20 protein-coding genes are annotated in these 16004 nt (G+C 27.2%); 1 reads left to right on the top strand and 19 read right to left on the bottom strand.

Annotated features, from left to right (window positions below; genetic code table 11):
- Positions 1–261: 261 nt before the first annotated feature.
- The 18 genes from DU473_RS07735 to DU473_RS07820 form a co-directional block, all read right to left on the bottom strand.
- Entirely contained in the window at positions 262–591 is a 330-nt protein-coding gene (locus tag DU473_RS07735) for an arsenate reductase family protein (RefSeq protein WP_131166321.1), read from the bottom strand.
- The gene (locus DU473_RS07740; RefSeq protein WP_131166304.1) at positions 591–1892 is read right to left on the bottom strand and encodes a 3-deoxy-7-phosphoheptulonate synthase class II; all 1302 of its coding nucleotides are present in this window, start codon (positions 1890–1892) and stop codon (positions 591–593) included. The genes DU473_RS07735 and DU473_RS07740 overlap by 1 nt, the downstream gene beginning before the upstream one ends.
- Before the next feature lie 7 nt (positions 1893–1899).
- Positions 1900–2313, bottom strand: coding sequence for a hydroxyisourate hydrolase (uraH, locus tag DU473_RS07745; RefSeq protein ID WP_131166305.1), 414 nt, complete (start codon positions 2311–2313; stop codon positions 1900–1902).
- 134 nt (positions 2314–2447) lie between these two features.
- A complete protein-coding gene (gene rplS, locus DU473_RS07750) occupies positions 2448–2804 on the bottom strand; it encodes a 50S ribosomal protein L19 (protein ID WP_131166306.1) in 357 nt (118 codons plus the stop codon).
- 9 nt (positions 2805–2813) lie between these two features.
- Positions 2814–3521, bottom strand: coding sequence for a tRNA (guanosine(37)-N1)-methyltransferase TrmD (gene trmD, locus DU473_RS07755; RefSeq protein ID WP_131166307.1), 708 nt, complete (start codon positions 3519–3521; stop codon positions 2814–2816).
- Positions 3518–4054, bottom strand: a complete 537-nt coding sequence (gene rimM / locus DU473_RS07760; RefSeq protein ID WP_131166308.1) for a ribosome maturation factor RimM — start codon at positions 4052–4054, stop codon at positions 3518–3520. Before rimM ends, trmD begins: the two co-directional genes overlap by 4 nt.
- Positions 4047–4289 carry a KH domain-containing protein gene (locus DU473_RS07765; RefSeq protein WP_131166309.1) on the bottom strand — a complete coding sequence of 81 codons (243 nt, stop codon included), beginning with the start codon at positions 4287–4289 and terminating at the stop codon, positions 4047–4049. Before DU473_RS07765 ends, rimM begins: the two co-directional genes overlap by 8 nt.
- A gap of 2 nt (positions 4290–4291) precedes the next feature.
- Positions 4292–4519: a 30S ribosomal protein S16 gene (rpsP, locus tag DU473_RS07770; RefSeq protein ID WP_131166310.1), complete on the bottom strand. Its 228-nt coding sequence runs from the start codon at positions 4517–4519 to the stop codon at positions 4292–4294.
- A gap of 62 nt (positions 4520–4581) precedes the next feature.
- Complete coding sequence (gene ffh / locus DU473_RS07775) at positions 4582–5919, bottom strand: signal recognition particle protein (RefSeq protein ID WP_131186937.1); 1338 nt, start codon at positions 5917–5919, stop codon at positions 4582–4584.
- A gap of 74 nt (positions 5920–5993) precedes the next feature.
- Positions 5994–6746, bottom strand: coding sequence for a pseudouridine synthase family protein (locus DU473_RS07780; protein ID WP_131186938.1), 753 nt, complete (start codon positions 6744–6746; stop codon positions 5994–5996).
- Positions 6727–7896, bottom strand: coding sequence for a lipid IV(A) 3-deoxy-D-manno-octulosonic acid transferase (waaA, locus tag DU473_RS07785; protein WP_131186939.1), 1170 nt, complete (start codon positions 7894–7896; stop codon positions 6727–6729). Before waaA ends, DU473_RS07780 begins: the two co-directional genes overlap by 20 nt.
- On the bottom strand, positions 7893–8606 hold the full coding sequence (locus DU473_RS07790) for a zinc ribbon domain-containing protein (protein ID WP_131186940.1): 714 nt from the start codon (positions 8604–8606) through the stop codon (positions 7893–7895). Before DU473_RS07790 ends, waaA begins: the two co-directional genes overlap by 4 nt.
- Positions 8606–9340, bottom strand: a complete 735-nt coding sequence (locus DU473_RS07795; protein WP_131186941.1) for a Nif3-like dinuclear metal center hexameric protein — start codon at positions 9338–9340, stop codon at positions 8606–8608. Before DU473_RS07795 ends, DU473_RS07790 begins: the two co-directional genes overlap by 1 nt.
- On the bottom strand, positions 9327–10190 hold the full coding sequence (gene glyQ / locus DU473_RS07800; RefSeq protein WP_131166316.1) for a glycine--tRNA ligase subunit alpha: 864 nt from the start codon (positions 10188–10190) through the stop codon (positions 9327–9329). Before glyQ ends, DU473_RS07795 begins: the two co-directional genes overlap by 14 nt.
- A 20-nt stretch (positions 10191–10210) precedes the next feature.
- Entirely contained in the window at positions 10211–10732 is a 522-nt protein-coding gene (locus DU473_RS07805) for a DUF3972 domain-containing protein (protein WP_131166317.1), read from the bottom strand.
- A 9-nt stretch (positions 10733–10741) separates the two neighbouring features.
- Entirely contained in the window at positions 10742–11239 is a 498-nt protein-coding gene (purE, locus tag DU473_RS07810; RefSeq protein WP_131166318.1) for a 5-(carboxyamino)imidazole ribonucleotide mutase, read from the bottom strand.
- On the bottom strand, positions 11236–12492 hold the full coding sequence (locus DU473_RS07815; RefSeq protein WP_131166319.1) for a peptidase U32 family protein: 1257 nt from the start codon (positions 12490–12492) through the stop codon (positions 11236–11238). The genes purE and DU473_RS07815 overlap by 4 nt, the downstream gene beginning before the upstream one ends.
- A complete protein-coding gene (locus tag DU473_RS07820) occupies positions 12489–13169 on the bottom strand; it encodes a chemotaxis protein (protein ID WP_131166320.1) in 681 nt (226 codons plus the stop codon). The genes DU473_RS07815 and DU473_RS07820 overlap by 4 nt, the downstream gene beginning before the upstream one ends.
- A 214-nt stretch (positions 13170–13383) precedes the next feature.
- On the opposite strand from DU473_RS07820, the gene glnA reads away from it, so the two are divergent.
- A complete protein-coding gene (glnA, locus tag DU473_RS07825) occupies positions 13384–14814 on the top strand; it encodes a type I glutamate--ammonia ligase (protein WP_131165976.1) in 1431 nt (476 codons plus the stop codon).
- Between the two features lie 27 nt (positions 14815–14841).
- Here glnA and DU473_RS07830 read toward each other — a convergent pair.
- Positions 14842–16004 (bottom strand): DUF2972 domain-containing protein (locus DU473_RS07830; RefSeq protein ID WP_131186942.1); only part of this gene is annotated, 1163 nt, incomplete at its 5' end.

A 16004-nucleotide genomic window follows, 5' to 3' on the forward strand; every position in this document is an offset into this window, starting at 1 on the left:
TTTTTATCAAAGTATTATTTAATACAACTATTTTATTATTTTAAAAAATGCTTTTAAGGCTTTTTTGTAAAATGTAAAAAAGAAATGAGATTATATTCCTAATAAGCTTAAGGGGAGATTAAATGAGATAAATTTTTATAATTTTTATTAAAATTAATATTATTGATTGATTATTTTTTAATATTCTAAATAAATCAGATTATAAAAATATTAAATTTAATATTTAAATCATATATCCACTAACAGAATTTCAATAATTATTTATTCAATTTTCTCATAATCTTTTCCTATAAGAATTTTATTATTAATTTCTATAACCGGTCTTTTAATTAAACTTGGATTTAATAAAACTAATTTAAATAACTCTTCATCACTTAAAGTTTGAAGCATTTCTTTATTAAGATTAATTTTTCTAGCACTCATACCAGAAAGATTGATAAATTCCTTTAGATTTCTTTTTTTAACCCATGAATTTAAAATATCATTATCTATTTTTTTAATATCCTTAAAAGCAAAATCAAGTTGCTTTTGCACAAGGAAATCCATAGCTTTTTTAACGCTATTGCAATTTTTAATTCCATATAAATTTATCATATTTTCACCTTTTTGATTAAATTTGCTACCAGAAGTGCTAATTCTAATGCTTGTTCAACGTTCAATCTTGGATCACATTTACTTTCATAATACTCTTTTAAATTACGCTCTGTAATATTGCTTATACCTCCAATGCATTCTGTAACTTTTTTACCAGTCATTTCAAGATGTATTCCACCCGGATAAACTCCTTCTGAATAAGCAATTTCGAAAAAAGACTGAACTTCTTTTGCAATTTTTTTAAATTCGCGCGTCTTTAAATCATTAACTTTTATAGTATTTCCGTGCATCGGATCAATGCTATAAATTAAATTTAAACCTTCTTGTTTAAGTTTTCTAAAAATATTTGGCAAAATTTTATCAATTTGATCAGCACCCATTCTCATAATAAAAGTCAATCGTCCTTCTTCATTGTTGGGATTTAAAATCTGTGTAATTTGAAGCAAATCATCAATTTGAACATTTGGACCTATTTTAACCGCTATTGGATTTTTAATTCCACTTAAAAAATGAACATGAGCCTCATGAATATCTCTTGTTCTTTCTCCAATCCAAAGCATATGAGCTGAATGATTGTAAAATTGTCCACTTAAATCATCAACACGAGTTAAAGCCTCTTCATAAGGCAAAAGCAAAGCTTCATGTGAGGTGTAAAACGCATCAATAATCGTTTCGTAATTTTTTTGAGCGCTTAAAAATTGAGAATCTTTTTCACTTATATATTCATTGTTAAGATTATTTTTTTCAATAAATTCCAAAACCCCATTTAAATCTAATAATTTTTCTTTAGAACAATTTCGTATTAATTTTAAAGTTGTTAAACTTTGATAATACGCCTTAAGAATTCTATCAGGATCTGGAATTCTTTCATTTTTACTAAATCCAAAACCATTTATAATATCGCCACGAAAACTTGGCAATATCTCCCCTTGATACTCTTCAAATTCAGAACTTCTTGGTTTAGCAAATTGCCCAGCTATACGACCAACTTTTATCACGGGAAAATTTCCTGAAAAAGTTAAAATCATAGACATTTGAAGTAAAATTTTAAACATATTACAAATATCTAGAAAGTTAAAATTTTCAAAACTTTCAACACAATCACCTCCTTGAAGTAAAAAAGCTTCTCCTCTAGAAACTTTTATCAAAGCATTTTGAAGATTTTTAATTTCCTCTATAAAAACCAATGGAGGAAATTTTTCTAATTTATTTAAAATCTGATTCAAATGATATTGATTTGGATAGATTGGTTGCTGTTTTATGGGATAATTTCTCCAAGAACTTTTACTCCAATTCATTCAATTATTAATTTCCTCTATAAGTCGAATAACCAAATGGAGAAAGAGTTATGGGAACGTGGTAATGCTTTTGTTCTTTTGAAATTTCAAAACTTACCTCTATAAAAGGATAAAAAGAGTTAATATTATGTAATCTATAATAATCTTTAGTATAAAATTTAAGTTTATAAATTCCAGAAGCTCTATTTTCAGGTTTTTCATAAGGAATCAAATCTTCTATCCTACCATTTAACTTAGTAAATTTTTCACTTATTTTTTTCCAATGTTGATTTTTATCTAAATAATAAAGTTCAACTCTCACTTTAGAAGCAGGTTCTCCAGAAGTAATATCCAAAATATGAGTGCTTAGCTGATACTCTGTTGCACTCAATAACACAGGCATACTAATTAAAATAATTAAAATTTTTCTAATAAAAAACATAATTTCTCCTTGTTATTATATTATGGATTATCATAATATAATATTAGTAATTATAATTAAATAATAAAATTTATTAAATTAAATTTTATTAAATTTATATCAATTCAAGGAGTAAAATTTTAGTTATAATTAAATTATTTTTTAAGCTCTTTAATACGAGCAGCTTTACCACGTCTATCTCTTAAATAAAAAAGTCTAGCACGACGCACACGACCTTTTCTTAAAACAGAAATACTTTCTAAACTATCACTATAAATAGGGAAAATTCTTTCAACCCCTACATTATTAGCACCTATCTTACGAATAATAAAAGTTTCATCAACACCATTACCCCTTCTAGCAATGCAAATACCCTCAAAATTTTGAATTCTTGTTTTATCTCCTTCTTTAATGCGAATTGCTAGTTTTAGTGTATCCCCAGCACGAAAATCTGGAACATTTTTACCCTCAATTTGCTTAGTTTCAAATTGCTCAATATATTTATTTTTCATAATAATTCCTTATTTTTTGCGCTCATGTTCTAAAAACAAATCTGGACGAAAAAATTTTGTTTTACAAGACGCCAAAGTATTTTTTAAATCGGAAATTTTAGCATGATTACCCTTTAAAAACACTGAAGGAGTGCTATTTTTTTTATGATACCTATCTTCAAATATAAAAGGTTTTGCAAAAGCAGGAGCTTCTAATAAATCAACTTCAAAACTTTCCTCTTCTAAACTTTTAAAATTTCCCAAAACTCCTTTAATATTTCTTGAAATTGCATCACAAAGAGTTAAAGCTGGTAATTCTCCTCCTGTTAAAATAAAATCTCCTATGCTAAAAATTTCATTAGCAAAAATTTCAAACACTCTTTCGTCTATACCTTCATATCTTCCACAAATAAAAACAAGATGCTCTTTTTCGCTTAAACGTTTAGCGTCTTTTTGATTAAAAGTTTTTCCGCTAGGAGAAAGAAAAATAAAATGAGATTTTTCATCTTGTTGTTTAATAAAAGTTAAAGTTTTAAATAATGGCTCAATTTGCATTAAAAGCCCAGCTCCACCACCTATTTTATAATTATCAACTTTTCTATAAATATCAGAAGTAAAATCTCTAGGATTATAAAATTTAATATTTATAATTTTCTTTTCCAAGGCTCTAAAAAGTATAGAGTCTTTAAAATAAAACTCCAATAAATGAGGAAACAAACTAACAAAGCTAAAATTCATGAGTTTTCTAAAATTAAAACTGCTTCATTAGAACAAAAAATTTGATGCTTGTTAATATCAACTTTTTGAACATATTTATCAATATAAGGTATATAAAATATTTTAGAATATTTTTTTCTTAAAAGTTCTTCATCTGTTTGGATCTCTAATAAATAAGAAGATCCAGTTTTAACAATATCACAAACTTTTCCAAGCTTTTGTTTATCATCATAAACTTCACATTCTAAAATATCAAAATAAAAAAATTCATCTTTTTTTAATTTGCAACATTTTCTAGTTTGCTCTATGCTTTGATATAAAATAAGATTTGTTAATTTTTTTGCTTTATTTAGATCTTCATAATCCACAAATAAAACAGTAGAATTATAACGATTAAAATCTTTAATTGTTATAATTTCTTCTTTGCTAATGTAAAAAGAATTGCCTTTTTTAAATTGAGAAGGAAAATCACTCAAATTATAAAGCTTTATATAACCCCTCAACCCAACCGTTCTACCAAGTTTTGCAACCTGAATTAATGTTTTTTCAGTCAATTGGTTTAACCGTTACACGATAAGAAGTTAAATCTTTTACTTTATAAGCAGAAACAACTGTTTTAATGGCATTAATCATTTTACCATTCTTGCCAATCAATTTTCCAGTATCAACTTTATCGACAAAGATAATAAGTTCTATAATATTATCTTCTAAATTTATTTTTTGAACTTGAATTTTATCTGGAAATTCTACAATTAATTTTGCATATTCTTTTAAAAAATCTTCTATCATTTTTATTTGCTTGTGATAGAAGCAACCTTATCACTCAACTTTGCACCTACACCTTTCCAATACTCTAAACGCTCTTTATCAAATTTAATAACTTCAGGATTTACCATAGGATTATAATAACCTATGCTTTCTATCCAGCCACCATCTCTGCGTTTTCTACTATCAGTAACCACTATACGATAAAAAGGTCTTTTAACTCTTCCCATTCTTGTAAGTCTAATAACTGTCATTATTTCTCCTTAAATTTCTAAAAATTTATTTAAAAATATTGTTCATATTTTTAAATAAATTTTTAAAATTGTTTTCTTGATTGAGACATCATTTGCATTAAACTATCCATACCTTTTTTTCCAGAAAATTTTTTAGCTAATTTTGCAGCATTAGAAAATTGCTTTAAAAACCTATTTACTTGAATCTGAGATAGGCCCGAACCTTCTGCTATGCGACGTTTTCGTGCATTATTTAAAAGAGAAGGGTTTTCTCTTTCTTTTGGTGTCATTGACGATATCATAGCTTTAATATGAATAATCTCCTTAGAGTTATCTAAATCAAGATCTTTTATTTGTGAACCCAAGTTCGAAAGGCCAGGTATCATACCAATGATAGATTTAATGCTACCTAATTTTTTAACACTTTCCATTTGTTCTAAAAAATCATTAAAATTAAATTCCCCTTTTTTAATCTTTTGACCTAATTTCTTAGCTTCTTTTTCATCAATAATAGCAGCTGTTTTCTCGGCCAAAGTAGCCAAATCTCCTTCGCCCATAATACGACTAACTATTCTATCTGGAATAAAAATTTCCAAATCAGCTACTTTCTCTCCAACCCCTATAAATCTTAAGGGAATTCCAACTTGCTTTGCAATGCTTAAAGCAACACCGCCTTTTGTATCTGCATCAAATTTAGAAAGTATAACTCCACTAAGTTCTAAAGCCTCATTAAAACTTGTTGCTGTTTTTACTCCATCTTGACCGCTCATAGCATCTGCTATATAAAAAATTTCATCAGGATTTAGAATATTTTTCATTTCCTTAAGTTCTTGCATTAAAACTTCATCTATAGCCAAACGCCCAGCTGTATCAACCAATAAAACATCAACCATTAATTCTTTAGCTTTATTTAAAGCATTTTTGGCAACATTTAAAGGATTTTTCTCATTTTCTATATAAAATAATTCGATTTCATTAGCTTCACAAAGCTGACGTAATTGCTCCACAGCGGCTAATCTTTGCAAATCACACGCCGCCACTAAAACTTTTTTATTTCTTAGTTTAAGATAATGAGCTAGTTTTATTGTGCTAGTAGTTTTACCACCACCTTGTAAGCCAGTCATTAATACAACTGTAGGAGGTTTAGAACTAAAAACAAAACCCTGAGTCTTGTTTGGAACATTTAAGATATTTTCTAAATTAGTTTTTATTGCATTTAAAAACTGTTTTTGACCTATTCCATTTTTCTTAACATCTTCTTCTATTAAGTATAAAAGTTCTTTTGTAACTTTATGATGTACATCAGCCTTTAAAAGAGATTTCTTTAAAGTCTCTAAAGCATTTTTAAGGGCTTTTTCATCATCAATAAAACGAATTTTATTAATAGCTGATTTAAAAGAATCGCTAATTAATTCAAACACTTAAATACCTTTCGAAAATTTTATATTTTAAGAAATTAAAATTTGCATTATAAAAAATTTTTCCTTAAATACCTTTAAAAAACTAAATTTTTTAAATCAAAACCGAACTGATTAAAATCCTGATCAATTTTTGCCTTAAAAACATAATCTAATATTTTTATTTCATAACTTTGAAGATACATTCTATTGCTTGGAATCTTAGCATATTTTTCATCTCCAATAATACCATGTTTTATAAAGTGAGTATGTACTCTTATTTGATGTGTTCTGCCAGTTGAAATAACAATATGTGCTAAAGTTTTTTTGCCCTGGATCATAAGTGGAGTAATTTTTGTATGAGCTTGCAATCCTTGTTTTGATATTTTGCTATATGCACCTTTTTTATTTTTTAAAGTTAAGATAGGCTCATTTATGCAAATCTCTTCAGCAACGATTCCATCAAGCAGTGCTATATAACTTTTATAAACTTTTTGTTGCTTAAACTCTTTAATACACAAAGCTCTAAATTCTTCATTTTTACAAAGCAAAATTACTCCACTTGTTTCTTTATCTAAACGATTCAAAAGCTTTGCATTAAAATCTCTTTCTAAATTTTCACTGATAAAAGAATGAGGTTTATAAATAGCCAAAATATTATTATCTTCAAAAATGATATAAGGATTTTGTATTTTTTTAATAACAAATTTAGCTTTATTATGCAGTAAAGTTCTTGCTAAGACAAGTTTTTTACCTTGAAAAAATACACAACCCCTATCAATCAAATCTTTAGCTTGATGATTTGAAATTCCTTCTTGTAACGCTAATAATTTATAAGCTTTTTCTTGCATTAATACCCTCTTTTATGCTTTCTATAATAATGTTTAAATTACTTTTTTGGTTTATTTTGGCTTTTTTGTGAAGTTTATGAATCTTATCATCTAATTCATTTATGTCGCTACACAAATAAATATTTTCAACAGCCTCATATAGTTTTTTTTGATTATGAAAATAAATTCCTGAAATTAAAATATTATTAAAAGAGGCTGCCTCTATAGGATTGTGTCCTCCGATACCTTCTATAAAAGATCCTCCAAGTACAACAACATCGGAAATAGCATAAAAATTAACAAGCTCTCCTATGCTATCTAATAACAAAATAGAACTTTTAAGCTCATTCTTAAAAGATGAAGATGATAAATTTAAAGAACTAAATTTTACAAAATCCAATTTCTTGGCTTTAAGCAAATTAGTGACCTCTTCAAAACGTTCGGGGTGACGAGGAGCTATAATTAATTTTTCATTTTTCCTTAACATAAAATTTTCCAATAATAAACGCTCTTCTCCCTTATGAGTATTTGCAAAAATAATTAATCTTTGATCTAATTTTTCATAATTTTTATTTATCTGTATTTTTGAATTGATTTTAATATTACCTGCAATTTTTATATTTTTAGCCCCTAAATCAACAAGTTTTTTTTGATCTTCTTTGCTTTGAGCAAAAATTTCATCAATATAAGAAAAAATTTTTTTATAAAAAAATGAAAATCTTTTATAATTTTTATATGATTTATCTGAAATTCTTGCATTAATAAGAATAATTTTTGCACCTTTTAATTTGGATATTAAAATCAAAATTAACCAATATTCTGCTTCAAATATCACTAACACTTTACATGGTTTAAGCCAAAAAGGAATAAAATTTTCAAAAACAAGATAGTTGACTGATTTGCAAAATTTCTTTGCCTCTTCATAGCCAGTTTGAGTAATTGTAGTAATTCTAGAATCAAAAAGAAATGCAAGATCTTTAATACTCTTTACTTCTCCCAAGGAACAAGCGTGAAAATGGACATCTCTTATATTTTGAACTAAATTTTTGTATAAAAAAAATCTTGCTTTTAAGCTATGTTTATATTTTACTTTTAAAAATGAAAGAAAAAACAAAGGGATAGCTAATAAAATATAAACTATCCAAGTTAATAAATAATAAAAAATAATCAATTTTCTTGAGATTCTTTATAAAGAATTCTACCGCAATGAGGGCAAGTTACAATCTCTTCTCCTTTTATAATCGAAAGATAAGTTTTATCATAAATTCTCATAAAACAACCATAGCAAGCTTGTTTTTTTACAGGAACTACAGCTGTATTCTTGGCCCATTTGCGAATTTTCTCATAAAAACCTAAAACTTTTTGGTTCATTTCTTCAACTAATTTTGTTTTTTTATCATAAACATTCATTCTATCTTTTTCTAAAACTTTCATTTGTTCTTGAACTTCCAATTTAATTTGTTCTAATTGTTTTTCTAAATCTTCTTTTTCTGTAAAAAGTTCTTTTTTATAACTTTCTTTATTTTCTAAAATTTTATCTAAACGGATTATTTCATCATTAGCTGCATCAAGTTGCTCTTTAGCTATATCTTCTTCTATTTTTAACGCATTTGCTTCTTTTTCAGTTTTAACCATAGCACTTTTTTTTGAGAATTCTTTAATTTTTGCAGAAAATTCTAAAATATGAGTGTTATTTTGACTTTTTTGATTTTGAATATCTTTAATCTCATCGTCGTAATTATTTAATTGTATATTTATTTTATCAATCTTATTTTCTACTTCTTTTAAATTTTTATTGATACTTTCAATTTTAGGCTCAAAACTATCAATTTCCTGATCAATTTTTGATAAAGATACAAGTTGTTCAAGATATTTATTCATTAATTTTCCTTAAAAAATTGGAATGGGTTTTTTGAAACTTTTATTATAACCTTTAAAGACAAATTTTGCAAATCTTTTGCTAAAGCTTGTGCAAAATAACACTCACTTTCAAAGTGTCCAATATCAATAAGACTTAATTTATTGCTTAGAGCTTCCAAGGCTTGATGATACTTAAAATCGCCACTTATAAAACAATCAGCATTTACAAAAGGTATTAAATCTCCTCCGCTACCTGTGCAAATAGCCAATCTTTTAATTTTTTGTTTTCCACAAAAACTTATTCTAAGGGTGTCTAAATTTAAAGCCTTTTTTACATGATGACATAAATCTTTAAAATCTATATCAACATCAACATAAATTAAATATTGCTCTTGTTTAAATTCCTTAAAACCTAGAATTTCTTTTGTAAAATAAGAATTTAAATGACTTAAATCATAATTTGTATGCAAAGCAATTAAAGATATATTCTTTTTTATCATTTCCTTAATAAAAGCCCTAGGATACTTTTCTCCCGTTAATTCTTTTAAGGGTTTAAAAATTAATGGATGATGAACAATAAATAAAGAATTTTCACTCGCTTCTTTAATTAAATTTTCATCTATATCAAGGCTTGTATAAATTGTATCAATTTCATTATCCAAGTCTCCAAGCAAAATACCACTATTATCCCAGTTTGCCTGATTTTGAAAAGGACTTAATCTGTCTAAAAAAGAATAAATTTCACTCAGCTTCATCTAAATTTTTCTTATAAATTTGAGCACAATTCTTGGCAAGTTCTCTAATTTTTAACATATAATCTTGTCTTTGAGTTACCGAAATTGCTCCTCTAGCGTCTAAAAGATTAAAAGTGTGTGCCGCTAACATACAATAATCATAAGCAGGTAAAGCTAAGCCTTGTTCTAATATGTTTTTACATTCCTTGCAAGCATTTTCAAATTGTATATTTAAAAAATTTACATCACTTAATTCAAAATTATATTTACTAAATTCATATTCGCTTTGCCTATGGACATCTCCATACTTAATAACCTTATTGCCAAATTCACTCCAAACGATATCATAAACATTTTCAACATTTTGAATATACATTGCAATTCTTTCTAATCCGTAAGTAATTTCAGCACTTACAAAATCTACAACTATTCCTCCAACTTGTTGAAAATAAGTAAATTGAGTTACTTCCATGCCATCAAGCCATACTTCCCAACCTAAACCCCAAGCACCTAAACTTGGACTTTCCCAGTTATCTTCAACAAAACGTATATCATGATTTTTTAAGTCAAATCCTAAACTTTCTAAACTCTTTAAATACAATTCTTGTATATTATCAGGACTAGGTTTTATTAAAACTTGAAATTGATAATAAGCTCCTAAACGATTAGGATTTTCTCCATATCGTCCATCTGTTGGGCGACGACTTGGCGCAACATATGCTACAGACCAAGGTTTCTTTCCTAAGCTTCTTAAAAAAGTTGCAGGATGAAAAGTTCCAGCACCTGCTGGCATATCATAAGGCTGCATTATAGCACAACCTTGATTTTGCCAATAATTTTGTAAATTTAAAATAATTTGCGAAAAAGTCATTTTAACTCTCTTAGTATTTTTTATTTATTATTTTCATTTTTATCTTTATTCATCTCTAAATCAGGTTCAGTTTTTGCTCCAAAAATTTCAGTTGTTTTACTCCACATTAATTTATATTTGCGTTTTAAAAACTCCACTTCTTCACGTGCATGCTTTAACTCAGTGTTTAAAGTCTCTATTGTTTTTCTATCAGCATCATAAAGTTCTTGCATAGAATAAAGAGCATCTTTTAAAAATTTATTTTCATTTTTTAAGGCTTCTAAAGTCTCGTCTTTGGCATCTAAAACTTTTTCATGTAAATTTAAAATAGTTCCTATTGTTTTTTCAACAAAACTTTCCCCTGCTAAAGTTATGGAATTAACCATAGAATTTTTCGATGCAGTGCTTGGAACTACGCTAAAGGTTCCTTGATTAGCCTCTATATATATTTTATCATTCTCTTCTTTGAAATTTAAAGATCCATTTGCCATCATGCCTTTAACAACATCTTCATTTAAATGAACTAATTTACAAAATTCGCTTAGTTCTAGATAAGTTTGCATTTTATTCCTTTATTGTAACAAAACTTCAATTCCTTTTGAATCGTTAATAATTTTTTCCTGCTGTTCTTGTCTATCTTCTAATAAAGATTTATTCAACTCAATATTATCTAAGGCCAAAATTTGTATAGCTAAGTAAGCTGCATTAATAGCACCTGCTTTACCTATAGCTAATGTGGCAACAGGAATTCCACTAGGCATTTGAACACAAGAAAATAAAGCATCCATACTTGCTAAATTTGAATTTGGCATAGGTATAGCTAATACAGGCTTAATAGTATGGGCTGCACAAACTCCTGCCAAATGAGCCGCCATACCCGCTGCTGCAATAAAAACTTTAGCTCCTCTTTTTTCAGCATCTTCTATATATAATTTTGTTCTTGTTGGGCTTCTATGAGCGGATGTAATAATCAGTTCATAAGAAACATTAAATTTTTTTAAGATTTTTTCCGCTTCTTTTACAATTTCATAATCACTCTTACTTCCCATCAAAATTGCTACAAAACTCACACAAGCTCCTTGCGTAAAAAACTAAATTGTGGAACAGAAACTGGCATTTTAATCTCATTTTCATTTCCGCTATGAATCACTTCAAACTCTTTATTATTCTTTGCTATCATTTTTTTAAATTCAATAAAATATTTATCATCTTTTTTATAAATTGTTCCTAATTCATTGTCACATTCTTGTATTTTTGCTTCTAATGGACTTAAAATTTCATAAGGTGTTTTTAATGAAATTTTACCTTTACATTTAAAAAAGGATCCATCTTCTGTAAATGCGCATACTTGATGTGTCCCTTCTTCAATGCTTGAAATATGATTTTGTGTATCTCGTTTTTCAAAAGGGCGCGAAACTAAATAACCATCTGTAAATCCACGATTTTTTAAAGTATTTAACTCTTTCTCATATTTCTTAATATCAAAACAATCGTTTAAAACATCTTGTATTGCCATTTTATAAGTTCTTGTTGTAAGAGCTACATAATACTCACTTTTAGTGCGACCTTCTATTTTGAAAGCCTGAATGCAATTTTCTTTCATAATTTTTTGAATATAAGCACCCAAATTCAAATCTTTAGAATTAAAAATATATGTTCCATTTTGATCCTCTTCTAAACGAAACAAAGCTCCATTATCCGAATTTTTTGCATAAAGCTCATAATTAAATCTACAATCATTAGCACAAGTTCCGCGATTACTCATTCTTCCGCTTTGAACAGAACTAATTAAACAGCGACCAGAATAAGCAAAACACATAGAACCATGCACAAATGCTTCTAATTCAATATCACAATTTTCTTGAATAATTTTAGCATCTTTTAAGGAAAGTTCTCTTGCAATTACAATACGTTTAGCTCCCATATTTTTATAAACTTTAGCATCAAGATAGTTTAATACATTAGCTTGAGTGGAAATATGCAAAGGTATTTCAGGAGCAAGCTCTTTTGCTAAATTTAAAGCACCAAGTGATGCTATAATAAAAGCATCAGGATTCATTTCCTTTAGCTTTAATATATGCTTTTTTAAACCTTCAATTTGAGAATTAAGATGAAAACCATTTAAAGTAACATAAATTCTTTTACCTTTAGAATGCGTATAATCAATGGCTTGTTTAAAAGTTTCATAATTAAAATCTTTAGCTGCTCTCGAGCGTAAAGAAAAATGATTAACCCCTGCATAAATTGCATCAGCACCATAAGCTAAAGCAATTTTTAGTTTGGTAAAATTGCCAGCTGGCGCAACAATTTCAGGTATAATCATTTTTTTCCTAAAGTTGCTATTAATGCTTCTATATCATCATTACTAACAACATCAGCAGTATTATCTCCTTGTATATGTACAGCAGAACTTACACGTTTTTGATCGTCAATTTTCCCTTCAAATAGAGAGTTCATATAACGACTCAAAGATCTCATAACATTAATAACACGCTCAATTTTTTGACGGTGAATATCTTGATACTGCATAACATCCATTATCATCATCACTTCATCCTGACCGCTTTGTAAATTATCATTAATACTGCCAATTTTATTTATAGTATTTTTGTTTAAATTTAAAGCTTCTGAGAAGCTTTCAACATTTGGGAATTTATCATTTAATTTAGAAAATATATCAATATTTTTATTTAGAACTTTTTTTAATTCATTAACTAAGCCTTCAGAATCTATAAAAAAATTATTAATAATTTCTAATTTCTCCATAATCTCTGTAGCTCTTTCCTCGCTATCTCTTGTTACATCGTCTAATTGATGAACTACCTTGTGCTCTTTACTTGGAGGTGGTAATGGCCAACCTTCTTTAGGATCTGGTCTATATCCAATATTCTCTTCTAAATTTTCTTGAATTTCATTTTTATTATATTCATGTTCTTCTTCAGCGTTTTCATCAAATTCAGCTGTACTTTCCATTAGAGCATCAAGTTCTTCTTGAGTCATTATTATCCTTTAAACCTAAAAAAATATAAAAATATTAATGAAATATTAGCCAAAAATATTTAAAAAAACTTAATAAATTTCAAAAAAAAAAAAAACAAATATATTTTATTAAGTCGAGTATTAATATATCGACTTCTAAAGAATATAATTTATATTTAAAAAAATATGATACAATCTTTACTATCAAAAACTAATGATAGGAATGTAAATAGCAATGGGAAAATTTGTAAATAATGTTGAAGAATTTTTTGATTTTTGTAAAAATAATGAAGTAATTTTTGTTGATTTTAGATTCAGTGATCTTATAGGCACTTGGCATCATATTACCTATAATTTTAACTCTATAAATAAAGAAACCTTTAAACAAGGAATTCCATTTGATGGGAGTTCAATTCTTGGTTGGCAACCTATAGAAAAATCAGATATGATACTTATGCCTGATGCACAAAGTGCTTTTTTAGATCCTTTTAGTGCCGATCAAACTATTATAGTTTTTTGCGATGTTTATGACATTTATAAAAATCAAATGTATGAAAAATGCCCTAGAAGTATTGCTAAAAAAGCTATGGATAATTTAAAAAATAGCAATATAGCGGATATGGCATACTTTGGTCCTGAAAATGAATTTTTTATTTTTGATAATGTAAAAATCATAGATACTCCAAACTGTTCTAAATATGAAGTAGACACAGAAGAGGGAGAATGGAATGACAATAAAGAATTCACAGACAATTACAACACTGGACACAGGCCAAGAAATAAAGGAGGATATTTTCCTGTTGCTCCTATAGACTCTCTTGTTGATATACGTTCTGAAATAGCCCAAACCTTAGAAAAAGTAGGTCTTAAAACTTTTGTTCATCATCATGAAGTAGCGCAAGGGCAAGCAGAGATTGGAGTTTATTATAGTACTTTAGTAGAAGCGGCTGATAATGTCCAAATTTACAAATACATAGTTAAGATGATAGCTCATTTAAATGGAAAAACTGCAACTTTCATGCCAAAACCTCTTTATGGAGATAATGGAAGCGGAATGCATGTGCATATGAGTCTATGGAAAGATGGAGTTAATTTATTTTACGATGAGAAAGGTTATGGGAAATTAAGCCAAACAGCTATTTACTATATAGGAGGAATTCTTAAAAATGCAAGAAGCGTTGCAGCTTTTACCAATGCAAGCTCCAACTCTTATAAAAGGATTGTTCCAGGTTTTGAAGCACCTTGCATACTAACTTATTCTTGTCAAAATAGAAGTGCGAGTTGTCGTGTTCCTTATGGTATTGATAAAAAAAGCGCAAGAATTGAAATAAGATTTCCTGATAATACAGCTAATCCTTATTTAGCTTTTGTAAGCTTACTTATGGCTGGACTTGATGGCATTAAAAATAAAACTATACCTGTTGGTCCTATGGATGAAAATCTTTTTGAGCTTACTTTAGATGAAATTCGCGAAAAAGGTATAGAACAACTACCGCATACTTTAAGAGGAAGTTTAGAAGCATTGATTAGAAATAATGAATATTTAAAACCTGTTATAAACGATACTTTTGTACAAGCTTATCAACATTTAAAATTTAAAACTCAAGTTTGGCCAGTAGAATCTCGACCAACAGCCTATGAATTTAAAACTTGCTATTCTTGCTAAATTAAAATAAAGTATAAACTTTATACTTTATTTCCCATCTAATTCTTCACACATCTTTTCAAATTCTTTATAGTATTTCCATTTTTCTATATATTCTGGATGATTTTCTTTAACATAAGCTAAATCATCATCTAAAAGTTTTTTTAGTTTAATTCTTAAATCTTTTTTGTCTTTAAAATATTCTAAAATTTGCTTTTCATTAATAAGATTATTTTTAATATCTATTTCATGCTTTTCTAGTGCATCTATATAATCATTAAGATAATTTTTACATTTTTTAAATAATACTTGATTATTTTTTAAAGATATATAATCGTGCTCTTTAATAAGTAATATAAGATTATCAAACATTAAATTTCTATTTTCAAATATTTCTTTGCTAATCTCTATAAAACCTTGTTTATTGCTATGAATTTGATGAGTTGTAATAATAATTTTACAATTTTTATCAATATATAAATTTACAGGCAAAACAAGTAAATCTCCTTGATGTCTATTTGCCCTTCCTTGAAAAATCAAAGGATCTCTAGGTGGAGTAAAATTATATTTATGAGCCAATCTTGTAAAAGTATTAAAAGCATTTTGAGTGTTAAGTTCTGAAAATTCCAAACATTCTATATTTTTAATTTTATTTTTTAAAATTTCAAGTCTCTTGTGGGTATTAAAATAATAATCTCCATGATTTAATATAATTGTCTCTATATCTGAAATTTCTATTTTATAAGGATTTTTAGTATAATGATAATAAGGTTTATGAAATAAAGAAGAATTAATATTAGTTAACAAATCAATCTCTTTTACACCATAATAAACTTCACTCAATCTAACATGATTTAAAGCATGCTTGATTATACTTATTGGATCTCTTGCTACAAAAATTAAATTAATATTATAAGGAAGTAAATACAAAAGCCTATAATGACTCTGGTGAATAGATGCTGTTTTTAATTTCATCAAAGAATAATAATGTTTATATTCAGGTGACCATACTAAAGTGTCAAATTTTTTTACTAAAAAATTAAAAAAGGTTACTGTTGCAATAGAAGCACAACTATCTTTTTGCAACCATACAAACTCATAATTATCAGGTAAAGGTAAGTTTAACTCCCATGCAAGATTAGCATCAATACTATGATAATTTAATTCTTCATTTATATCCTTTAATTTATTTGGATCAAGTAAAGAAGGAT

The organism is Campylobacter novaezeelandiae (assembly GCF_004323845.1).
In the GTDB taxonomy this organism is placed as follows: Bacteria; Campylobacterota; Campylobacteria; order Campylobacterales; family Campylobacteraceae; genus Campylobacter_D; species Campylobacter_D novaezeelandiae.

Excerpts from the sequence above, each read along its gene's own strand:
- DU473_RS07795 (WP_131186941.1), bottom strand. The coding sequence starts at position 9,340 with ATGAAGCTGAGTGAAATTTATTCTTTTTTAGACAGATTAAGTCCTTTT.
- trmD (WP_131166307.1), bottom strand. The coding sequence starts at position 3,521 with ATGAATTTTAGCTTTGTTAGTTTGTTTCCTCATTTATTGGAGTTTTAT.
- uraH (WP_131166305.1), bottom strand. The coding sequence starts at position 2,313 with ATGTTTTTTATTAGAAAAATTTTAATTATTTTAATTAGTATGCCTGTG.
- glnA (WP_131165976.1), top strand. The coding sequence starts at position 13,384 with ATGGGAAAATTTGTAAATAATGTTGAAGAATTTTTTGATTTTTGTAAA.
- DU473_RS07820 (WP_131166320.1), bottom strand. The coding sequence starts at position 13,169 with ATGACTCAAGAAGAACTTGATGCTCTAATGGAAAGTACAGCTGAATTT.
- rplS (WP_131166306.1), bottom strand. The coding sequence starts at position 2,804 with ATGAAAAATAAATATATTGAGCAATTTGAAACTAAGCAAATTGAGGGT.
- DU473_RS07805 (WP_131166317.1), bottom strand. The coding sequence starts at position 10,732 with ATGCAAACTTATCTAGAACTAAGCGAATTTTGTAAATTAGTTCATTTA.
- DU473_RS07815 (WP_131166319.1), bottom strand. The coding sequence starts at position 12,492 with ATGATTATACCTGAAATTGTTGCGCCAGCTGGCAATTTTACCAAACTA.
- DU473_RS07780 (WP_131186938.1), bottom strand. The coding sequence starts at position 6,746 with ATGCAAGAAAAAGCTTATAAATTATTAGCGTTACAAGAAGGAATTTCA.
- DU473_RS07790 (WP_131186940.1), bottom strand. The coding sequence starts at position 8,606 with ATGAATAAATATCTTGAACAACTTGTATCTTTATCAAAAATTGATCAG.
- rpsP (WP_131166310.1), bottom strand. The coding sequence starts at position 4,519 with ATGACAGTTATTAGACTTACAAGAATGGGAAGAGTTAAAAGACCTTTT.
- glyQ (WP_131166316.1), bottom strand. The coding sequence starts at position 10,190 with ATGACTTTTTCGCAAATTATTTTAAATTTACAAAATTATTGGCAAAAT.
- DU473_RS07765 (WP_131166309.1), bottom strand. The coding sequence starts at position 4,289 with ATGATAGAAGATTTTTTAAAAGAATATGCAAAATTAATTGTAGAATTT.
- DU473_RS07740 (WP_131166304.1), bottom strand. The coding sequence starts at position 1,892 with ATGAATTGGAGTAAAAGTTCTTGGAGAAATTATCCCATAAAACAGCAA.